The organism is Streptomyces sp. NPDC002690 (assembly GCF_053592415.1).
Genome location: NZ_JBSFVR010000333.1, coordinates 1 through 8,179, shown reverse-complemented (window position 1 = coordinate 8,179; position 8,179 = coordinate 1). Strand labels below are relative to the sequence as shown.

Here is an 8,179-nt window from a genome sequence, read left to right as displayed (position 1 = left end):
CCGGGCTGGCGATGCCGCAGGCGCTGCGCGGGGCGACGGCGGCGGCGCTGGGCGAGGTGCGGCGCGCGGCGGCACTGATCGTGGTGCTGGCGCTGGCGTCCGTGTTTCTCCCCGGCCGGCCGCTCTCGCCCGGTGGACCGGCGATCGTCTGGTTCGTGCTGCCTCTGGTGCTCGTGGTGGGCTGCCTGCTCATCGTGCGGATCGAGAACCATCCGTACAGCCCGTGGGCCTCCCCCGCCGGGCAGGAGTGGCTCGACTCGTTGCGGACTCCCGGCCCGGGGCACGGCACCCACCGCAATCTGCTCGCCGCGGTCGCCGTGCGCGGCCTGCACGCCGTGCAGGACCCGCTGTTGCGCGCCGCCCTGACGGGCCGTCGTGCGGGCCGCACGGGGCACGCGTACTGACGGGGCACGCGTACTGATCGCGGGCGCGCCGGTCGGTCACGCCGGACACGCTTCCTCACGCCGTCCGCCGGTTCTTTACTTCGCCTTCCGCGAGCCCGACGATCCTCTTCCCCGCAGGGCGTCTCGCGGGGCAGGGACGAAGGGACCATCCGGTGAGAGCAGTCATGCGGTACGCGACGGCCGGGGCACTGGTCCTCGCCGCGCTGCCCGCCGCGTCCGCCGCGGCAACCACCCCGGCCGTCACCCCGGTCGTCACTCCGGCCGTCGCTCCGCAGGCCGGGACGGCGGCCCGGGTGGACATCACGGTGCCCGAGGCGTGGGGGACGATGATCGCCGCCGGACGGGCCGGGGAGCGGGGCATCGCCTTCGGCGACTGCCCGGAGAGCGAGATGCTGCCCGAGTCGTTGCGCTGCGGGACCTTCAGCGTGCCGGTCGACTACGCGCACCCCTACGGTCCACGGATCGAGCTCGCCGTCAGCCGTACCGCCGCCACCGGCGACGCGGCCGAGCACCAGGGCTCGCTGGTCTACAACCCGGGTGGTCCGGGCGCGGCAAGCATCACGTTCCCGCTGGTCGGCGACTGGGCGGCGTGGCGCAAGACCGCCCGCGCCTACGACCTGGTCGGCTACGCGCCGCGCGGCGTCGACCCGTCGCCCGCGCTCTCCTGCCGTCCCCCCGGGGACTCGGCGGGGACGCTCACCGACTCGCCGCAGCAACCCTCGTCGGCGTACAAGCGGGAGCGGACCGTCCTGGCGAAGGCGTACGCGGACGGGTGCGCGCTCGCCGCCGGGACGGCGCTGCGCCACTACTCCTCCCTCGACGGCGCCCGGGACCTGGAAGTGCTGCGGGCCGCGTTGGACGAGCCGCGGCTGACCTTCATGGGCACGGACCAGGGCGCGTACGTCGGAGCGCTGTACGCGACGCTGTACCCCTCGCACGTGCGCAGGATGGTCTTCGACTCGCCCCTCGACCCGGAAGCCCGGCAGGTCGGCTACCGGGCGGGGCTGGCCCGCTCGCGCGCTCTGGAGTCCCGTTTCGAGGACTTCCTGTCCTGGGTCGCCCGCCACGACGACGTGTACGGCCTGGGGACGACGGCCGGCGCGGTGCGGAGCCGGTACGACCTCGTACGGACCGAGCTGTCCCGGAATCCGGCGGGCGGGAAGGTCGGCACCGCCCAGCTCCAGGCGGCCTTCCTGGGGGCCGCGTACTACGACGACTACTGGGCGATGCGGGCCTCGGCCCTGTCCGCGTACGCGAAGGGCGACCCGGAGCCGCTGATCACTCAGGCGTCCCCCCGGCCGTACACGGCGAAGGGCGACGAGAACGCCGACGCGGTGCGCACGGCGGTGGAGTGCAACGACGGGGTGTGGCCCGCCGAGTGGCGGACCTGGGACCGCGACCACACCCGGGCGGCCCGTCGGGCCCCGTTCGCCACCTGGGCGGGCGCCTGGGCGAACCTGCCGTGCGCCTCCTGGCCGGAGCCCCGTCGGCGCCCCCTCGACGTACGGACCGGGCGCGGCGAACTCCCGTCGGTGCTGGTGCTCGCGGCGGAGCGGGACGGGGTGACGCCCTACGCGGGTGCGGTGGAGCTGGTGCGGCGGCTGCCGGGGGCGGCGCTGGTCACCGAGCGGGACGCGGGCTCGCACGGCATCGGCGGCGCCGACAACGCCTGCGTCAACGGCCACCTGGAGACGTATCTGCTGACGGGCCGGGTGCCGGAGGGGGGCGCCGAGTGCGCCCCGCACCGGGAGCCGAACCCGGTCTCGCTGCACCGCGCCGTCCCTCGGGACGCCGGGCCGCAGAGCCTCCTGCGGGGCGAGCCGGGCGTCTGACGGGGCGCCCAACGGGTCACGTCGGCCGCACGGCTGCCACGGCTGCCGCCGCCGCGTCGAAAAGGCGGTGCAGGACGGGGACCGGGATAGCGGGGTTCGTGACCGCGGCACCTGCGGTGTCCCGGTCGTGCAGGAGTTCGGCAAGGACACCGGCGGGCAGCCGCGGACTGCGCACGGCGGCGGCGCGGACGGGCGCCGCCGGGTCGTTCACCAGCCGCACCGCGTCGGCGGGCGCCAGCCGGGGGTCCTCGGCCGCGCGTCGGCGCACCTCGGCTTCGGGGTCCCTGGCCAGGCGTGCGACGTCGGCGGGTGTCGACTCCGGATCGTCCAGGGCCAGCCGGCGCATCCGCCCGCTGGGGTCGGCGATGTGGTGCAGCAGGCCCGCGCGGGGGAAGTTGGGGTGGCTGCGGGGCCGGTCGGGGTGGCTGAAGCTGCCGTCCCACCACCTCCAGACCTCCAGCAACACGTCTGCCGGCGTGTCCTCGCACGATTCGGCGAGGAACAGGTGGACCGTCCGGTCCTCGTCCCCCGCCAGGCGCGCCACCACGTCCGGCGGGAGGTGCCGGGCCCGGGCCACGCTGCGGCGGATCAGCGGATGGGACGACGCGGCGAGGCGGCGCATCGCGTCGGCGTCACCGTGCAGGTCTTCGACCCAGGGCAGGGTGTGCGACATCGACGCCGGGTCGAAGTCGTGGCGTATCCCGGCACGTCGCTCCTCGGTGAGGTCGGCGCGCAGCGCCACCGCGGAGCGGACGCCGCCGTGCGGATCGTCGGACAGTACGGCGACGCCCCGTGTGCTCAGACCAGGGTTGGCCGCCAGAGCCCGCCGTACCTCCGCGTCCCCGTCCCGGACCAGGTCCGCCTCCAGCTCGGGCGTGAGACGGCACCGTTCGAGCGCCCGCCGGGGGTCGGGCAGGGCGGCGAACACCTCGCGAGGCATCGGTACGCCGGTGTGGTGGGCGAGCAGCGCGGCCGTTCGCACCGCTCGGTCGGTGTCGGCCGGCAGGTGCTCCCGCAGCGGTGCGGCGAGCTCCTCCCAGCGGGCGCAGGCCGCGGCCCGCACCCGGGGATCGGGGTCGGCCACGAGGCCGGGGAGGTGCTGTGCGGGAAGCCCGGGGAGTCCGGCGGCCCGCGCCCGGGACGGGCCGGTGAGGAGGTCTTCGTACAGGGACTCGGGGAGCCCGGCGCCCCAGGCGTGGGCGTGCTCGGCCCAGTGGACGCGTCGGTCCGGCGAGGGCTCGGCGCGGACCAGCCGTACCCACTGATCGGACGTGAGCTTGGGCCGGAAGGTGTCGGCGGGCCTCGACCGCACCCGCGGATCGGGGTGCGCCACGGCGGCGTCGAGGACGGCGGGCCGGTCGCATCCGTGCAGGAAGCCGTCCTCCACGTCCAGCAGCCGGATCAGGAGTTCGTCCGGCGCGGCCGGATTGTTTCCCAGCCACTCTGCCCAGTGCAGAGGCCACGCGTGCCGGCCGGGCACCTTCGCCCACACCTCGGCGCGCTCGGCCGCCGTTTCCCGTCCGGCGGCTTCGGCGGCCTCCTCCAGCCGCTCCGGCAGCCGGTCGAGGGCCGTCACCCGCGGCCCGTCCGCGCCGGGCACCTCCGCGAGGAGTACCTGCCCGTCGAGGGAGAGCGCCACGAACCCGGGGGCGCGGGTCAGCTCCGGCACGCCCCTCCCGGCGTACCGCACCCGGGTCCACCAGGAGTCGTTGCCGCCGACCCGGTGCCCGAGGACGGCCACCAGGAACTCACCGTCGGCGTCGCGCAGACGGCGCCACCACGCCGCGTCGAGCGCCTCGCGGGCCGCTCCGCGCGGTGCGGCGGTCCCCCGTGCGATCCGCAAACCCGCCTCGGGCGGGAACAGGCCGCCCGGGGACACGTCCTCGACGACCGTGAGTCCGGCGTGGGCGAGTAGTCCGTGGAGTTCTTCTCGGTGCTGCACGCGGCCATGGTCCCAGCCGGCGCGCGGTGGAATAAGGCACCCCCGGCTTCCCGGGCGGGCCCGTGAGCGGCCGTCAGCCCGCCCGCTCCCCCATCTCGGCGGCGTACGGCGGCTGGGCGCCCGCCACCTCGCAGGTGCGGGCGGCCACCGCGACGCCGAACCCCGTCGCGTCCCGCAACGCGGGCTCGGTCAGCCCGTCCAGGCGGCCGCCCAGCAGCCCGTCCGCCGCGAGGCGGTGGAGGAGTCCGGCGGTGAAGGCGTCGCCGGCGCCGATCGTGTCGACCACGTCGACCGCGGGCGCGGGCACCCGGACGCCGAAGTCACGGGTACGGGCGAGTGCGCCGTCGGCGCCGAGGGTCACCACGGCGAGCACGGCGCCCGCCGCGAGCAGCCGGTCCGCGGCCTCCTCGGGCCCGGTGCCCGGCATCAGCAGCTCCACGTCGTCGGCGCTGACGCGGACGATGTCGGCCAGCGCGCACCAGTGCGGCAGCCGGGCGCGCAGGTCCTCCACGTCGGCCAGGGTGGGGCGCACGTTGGGGTCGACGCAGACGGTGGCGGTGTCCCGGGCGTGTTCCAGGGCGGCTTCGATCGCGGCGGCGCCCGGGGGGAGCGCGAGGGCGAGACTGCCGGTGTGGACGCAGACGGAGGGCGGTACGGCCGCGAGTGCCGCGGTGAGCTCGGCGGGGGTCCACCGCCAGTCGGCGGCGCCGTCGGCGTAGAAGTCGTAGGAGGCGCCGCCGGACCCGTCGATCCGCGCGAGGGCGAGGGTCGCGGGGCGGGAGCTGGTGACCGAGGGGCCGAGGTCGACCCCGGAGGAGGCGAGCCGCTCGCGCAGCAGGGTGCCGAGGGGGCCCTTCGAGAGGCGGCCGGCGAAGCGGGTGGGGGTGCCGAGCCGGGCGAGCGCCACGGCGGTGTTGGCGGGGCCGCCGCCGGCGTGGACGGTCAGCGGGGTCGAACCGTCCGGGGCGGTCGTACCGACGAACGCGTCGGCGACGGTCTCACCGATGACGGTGACGGGCGCGGAGGGCGAAACGGGCGAAGACGTCATGACCGGGCCTCGGGCTTTCTTCTGGGGCGGCCAGGGAGGCGGCCCTGCCGCGCTCCGGTTCCTCGCGGAGCGGCCCTGGGTCCCGGGGCGTGCGGGGTCACGAGGACCACGCACGCCCCGGAAGGACGCCGGTGCGGCACGCAGGCTGCGAGCCGCACCCGGAGCCGGACCCGGTGTCGCTGGAACGGCTGTCCGAGACGCTGGACGCGTCCGGACGCCGTCTGATCTTCCGGGTCGGGGGTGGCCGGGAAACGCCGGCATTGCGAGTCGGGCCACCAGGTGTGCGGGTGGCCGGCGGCCTTCCGGGAGGGCCCCCGGGAGAACGCCGACCAGAGGACCCTACGCGAGACCCGCGACGAGGTCCGCGACCGCCTTGCGGCGACCGGTGTAGAACGGCACTTCTTCACGCACGTGCAGCCGTGCCTCGGAGGCCCGCAGGTGGCGCATCAGGTCGACGATGCGGTAGAGCTCGTCGGCCTCGAAGGCCAGCAGCCACTCGTAGTCGCCGAGCGAGAACGACGCCACCGTGTTGGCGCGGACGTCGGGGAAGCCGCGGGCCATCTTGCCGTGGTCGGCGAGCATCCGGCGACGGTCCTCGTCGGGCAGCAGGTACCAGTCGTAGCTGCGCACGAAGGGGTAGACGCTGACGTAGTCGCGGGGCGTCTCGTCGGCGAGGAAGGCCGGGATGTGCGACTTGTTGAACTCGGCGGGGCGGTGCAGCGCCATGTTCGACCAGACCGGCTCCAGGGCGCGGCCCAGCTTGGTGCGCCGGAAGAGGTTGTACGCCTCCTGGAGCTCGTCCGAGGTCTCGGCGTGCCACCAGATCATCAGGTCGGCGTCGGCACGCAGACCGGAGAGGTCGTAGGTGCCCCGGACGGTGATGTCCTTGGCGGCGAGCTGGTCGAACAGCTCCTGGACCTCGTCGGCGTAACCGGCGCGGTCCTCGGGCAGCACGTCGCGCAGCTTGAAGACGGACCACAGGGTGTAGCGGATGACCTCGTTGAGGTCCTTGGCCTTCTTGCCGGCGTTCGGGATCTTCTCAGGCGCACTCATACGGCTATTGTCCCGCCTCGTCTTCCGTGCCCCGAACCAGGGTCGGCGTGGCGATGATCTCCCTGGTGATCTCCCCCGTCGTCTCCCCGGTGATCTCCCCCGTCCGCCCCTCCGAGGCGGCCCCCGTCACGGCCTTCCCGCCAGCTCGGCCGCGATCTCGTCGGCGGCGCGCTGCGCGCTGCCGACGCAGGCCGGGATGCCGACGCCGTCGTAGACCGCTCCGCAGACCCGCAGGGCGGGCAGCTTCGCGACCTCGCCGCGGATGCGCTCGACCTTGGTGAGGTGGCCGACCGGGTACTGCGGCAGTCCGCCGATCCACCGGGTGACCGTGGTGCCCACCGGCTGGGCGGTGAGGCCGGTCGCGGCGGCGAGGTCGCGGCGGGAGATCGCGGCGAGTTCGTCGTCCTCGCGGTGCAGGTGGTCGTCGTCGCCGTACCGGCCGACCGAGGTGCGGAGCACGAAGAGGCCGGGGGCCGCGTCGGCGACCCACTGCCACTTGTTGCTGGAGAAGGTGGCGGCCTTGATCGTGCGGCCGTCGACCGGGGGGACCAGGAAGCCGGAGCGCCCGCGGAACGCCTCCACCGCCTCGATGTCCTCGCGCCGGAACGCCATGGTGATCAGGGCCATCGAGGCGTACTCGACGCCCGCCAACTCGGCCGATGCCGCGGGGGATTCGGCGGCGAGCAGGGTGGAGGCTGACCAGGCGGGGGCGGCGAGGACGATGCCGTCGGCGGCGATCACCCGGTTCTCCGTACGGACGTCCCAGCCGGCTCCGGAACGGGAGAGGCCGAGCACCGGGGTGCCGGTGAGGATCTCGCCCCCCTGGGCCCGCACGGTGTCGGCCACGGCGCCCGGAAGGGTGCCGAGGCCCCCGGCGATGCCCTGGAAGACGGGCCCTCCCGCCTGCTGGGCGGCGCCCCGCTCCTGGACCCGGCGTACCCCGTCGAGCAGCGGGCCGCCCTCCTGGGCGACGGCGAAGAGCTGCGGGACGGCGGCCCGCATGGAGATCCGGTAGGCGTCGCCCGCGTACACCCCGCCGAGCAGCGGCTCCACGAGGCGGTCGACGACCTCGCGGCCGAGCCGGTCGGCGACGTACGCGCCGATCGCGACGTCGTCGCCGACGGCGGTGGCGGTCAGCTCGCGCTCCTGGGCGATACGGGCGACGCCCTCGGGCGAGAGCACCTCGCGCAGCGCCTCGGGGTCGCCGGGGACGCCCATCACGTGGCCCTTGGGCATCGGGCGCAGCGCGTCGCGCGTCCAGAGGGAAGCGGCGGCCGTGGCGGGCGGCTGGAGACGGTCGCCGAGTCCGGCGGCGCGGGCCAGGTCGACCGCTTCCGGGCGCCTGGCGAGCATCGATTCGGCGCCGAGGTCGACCTCGACGCCCGCGACCTCGCCGGTCATGAGCTTCCCGCCGAGCCGGTCCGAGGCTTCCAGGAGGGTGACCCGTACCCCGCTGCCGAGCAGTCGGAGGGCGGCGGCGAGACCGGCGATCCCTCCGCCGACGACGACGACGTGCGGCGTGATGGCGTGCGCGTGCTGTTCAGAACCCTGCATGGGTCCACTCTCTCAAACCTCGAACGAGTCCCGACCGTGACCGCTTCGAAACCGCGCGCGGGAAACCTGACGGGGGTCCGGCACGTCCAAGGGCGGACATCAACTCATCAAGCCGGGGGGACCAGTTATGCAGTCCACGCAGAGAAGCCGACGACGCCGCACCACCGCTCTGGCGGCCGGGGCGCTCGTCGCCCTGCTCGCGGTGGCCGGGTGCGGCGCGAGCGACACCGGCGGACTTGTCCATCCCGCCGGGCCTGACGGTCGCCGCCGTACGCGGGAACTCCACCACGCTCCAGCGGCTCCGGCTGGACCGGGCCCGGTGGGAGGAGCACCGCAGAGTGGAGGT

The 8,179-nt window shown here is 75.2% G+C and carries 4 protein-coding genes and 2 pseudogenes; 2 read left to right on the top strand and 4 right to left on the bottom strand.

All coding sequences use genetic code 11. The features are described 5' to 3' along the window. Both ACWD3D_RS29425 and ACWD3D_RS29420 read left to right on the top strand, forming a co-directional pair. Positions 1-404 (top strand): annotated as a pseudogene (locus ACWD3D_RS29425) (TIGR04222 domain-containing membrane protein); the annotation flags it as partial. Positions 405-556: 152 nt separating this feature from the next. Next, positions 557-2,236: an alpha/beta hydrolase gene (locus ACWD3D_RS29420; protein WP_451463804.1), complete on the top strand. Its 1,680-nt coding sequence runs from the start codon at positions 557-559 to the stop codon at positions 2,234-2,236. Positions 2,237-2,252: 16 nt separating this feature from the next. Here the strand turns inward: ACWD3D_RS29420 and ACWD3D_RS29415 are convergent, their stop codons facing one another. From ACWD3D_RS29415 to hemG, 4 genes and pseudogenes are all read right to left on the bottom strand, one after another. Then, on the bottom strand, positions 2,253-4,178 hold the full coding sequence (locus tag ACWD3D_RS29415) for a hypothetical protein (RefSeq protein ID WP_451463803.1): 1,926 nt from the start codon (positions 4,176-4,178) through the stop codon (positions 2,253-2,255). A gap of 73 nt (positions 4,179-4,251) precedes the next feature. Further along, positions 4,252-5,226: a carbohydrate kinase family protein gene (locus tag ACWD3D_RS29410; protein ID WP_451463802.1), complete on the bottom strand. Its 975-nt coding sequence runs from the start codon at positions 5,224-5,226 to the stop codon at positions 4,252-4,254. 339 nt (positions 5,227-5,565) lie between these two features. After that, complete coding sequence (hemQ, locus tag ACWD3D_RS29405) at positions 5,566-6,279, bottom strand: hydrogen peroxide-dependent heme synthase (RefSeq protein ID WP_266710192.1); 714 nt, start codon at positions 6,277-6,279, stop codon at positions 5,566-5,568. 4 nt (positions 6,280-6,283) lie between these two features. Beyond that, positions 6,284-7,833: pseudogene (gene hemG / locus ACWD3D_RS29400) on the bottom strand (protoporphyrinogen oxidase). Between the last annotated feature and the right edge of the window lie 346 nt (positions 7,834-8,179).